At 74.2% G+C, this 465-nt stretch carries 1 pseudogene; it reads right to left on the bottom strand.

Features of this window, described 5'->3' with window-relative positions:
* Window positions 1–109: 109 nt before the first annotated feature.
* A pseudogene (locus AC13HU_RS38130) lies at window positions 110–465 on the bottom strand (hypothetical protein); the annotation flags it as partial.

The raw sequence follows: 465 nt of genomic DNA, 5'->3' as shown, positions 1-465 counted from the left end.
GCCCCCAGAATCCCGAACATGACCACGCCTCTGATTCTGTCGCACCCGCGACCGCCCGGCCCAGGTGCGATGAACCGTTCGACGACCCCACGCCGGCCCCGGGCCCTCCTCAGCCCGGGAGCGATCCCGCACCGCCGACGCCCAGATCGGCGTCGAGCTTGGCGACCAGCGAGGCACCGAGCCCCGGCGTATGGCGCGCGGCCCACTCCCCGGTACGCGCGAGGAATCCCCGCAGATCCACTTGCACCCCCGCCAGCAGCCCGGGCAGTTCCGCGAGCACGATCTCCGCCGGCGTACCCACCAGCGCTCCGTCCGGCCACACCCGCACCACCGCGTCGTCCCGCTCGAACCACGGCGCCGGATCGTGCCCGAGCCACGGACCCTCGCCCCCGTCGGCGACCTCGCACCACTCCCGCCAGTCCTCCAACCCCGAGCAGCACCCCGGAACCACCACGGCCCCCGTCC

It is taken from the genome of Streptomyces sp. NH27, from assembly GCF_056859195.1.
This window is presented reverse-complemented; position numbering and strand designations above follow the sequence as displayed.